The following is a 1041-nucleotide window of genomic DNA, read 5'->3' on the forward strand; positions in this document are numbered from 1 at the left end:
CGGAGAGCGCACGTGAAGCGATAGACCGGTTCAATACCCTTCCAAAGGACGAGCGGGGGCTGGAGCTGGAGAGGATGCGGGAGCATTTCAGGCAGCGGGGGCCGAAAGCTGTGGAAGGACTGGTGCAGGAACTGAGCCAGGGCAAAAACAGGAATAGAAGTCAGGAATGGGAGCGGTGATCAAGCATAAAGAAGGAAAAAAGCATTCGCTTAAATTCGTTTCTCTTTCAAAAGTACGAGTATTTTAAATACCCATACTGGCTGACAGGTGTACCTATGTCCAATTGTTACCTCAGCCATAAACTTAGAAAATAAAGCATCGGAAGCTTGATCTATTCCAGTATGTGGAAAATATGAATCATTCTGTCGGTATCATCATGCCGATAGCATCTCGTGGGAATTAAATTGATCTCTACGTTTAAACTCAAATTTGGTCGAGCATCAGGAACTTCTGCTACGTGGATAAATACAACGCCAGTGACAGTCTTTGTAGGGCCAAATAACTCTGGGAAGAGTAAGGTGTTAAGGGAGATAGAGCAGTTTTGTAGAAACGGACATAAGGACGCATCAGCAGTAATTCTTGATGATTTGACCTTCTCAGGGATGGCAGCAGAAAAAGCTACGCTTACCATTGAAAACCTCAAACAAACACCCAATCCAGGTGAACGGGTTCATGTTGGCCATGTCTTCGTAGGTAGCAGATACGGTAGACAGCAAGTGCCTTTAGATCGTTTGACGCGTTGCATACAAGACCCAAACAGTGATCTAGGGGCTTTCTGTACTTGAACCGCCCCGAGTTTTGTAGAGGCTCCAACATCTGAGAGAATGGAGCTATGAAGAAGCAGAACAAGTTTTCCCCCGAGGTACGTGAGCGCGCCGTGCGCCTGGTGCAGGAGCACCGTGGCGAGTATCCGTCGTTGTGGGCGACCATCGAATCGATTGCGCCGAAGATTGGCTGTGTGCCGCAGACCTTGAACGAGTGGGTGCGCAAGCATGAGGTCGACAACGGTGTGCGTGACGGGGTCACCAGTGCCGAGCGGGA

General features: G+C 49.1%; 1 protein-coding gene. It reads left to right on the plus strand.

The genetic code is table 11. The features are described from left to right. Positions 1 to 832: 832 nt before the first annotated feature. A partial coding sequence (locus tag C8R21_RS15575; RefSeq protein ID WP_146162530.1) for a transposase occupies positions 833 to 1041 on the plus strand: 209 nt, incomplete at its 3' end.

It is taken from the genome of Nitrosospira multiformis (assembly GCF_003050865.1).
Lineage (GTDB): Bacteria > Pseudomonadota > Gammaproteobacteria > Burkholderiales > Nitrosomonadaceae > Nitrosospira > Nitrosospira multiformis_E.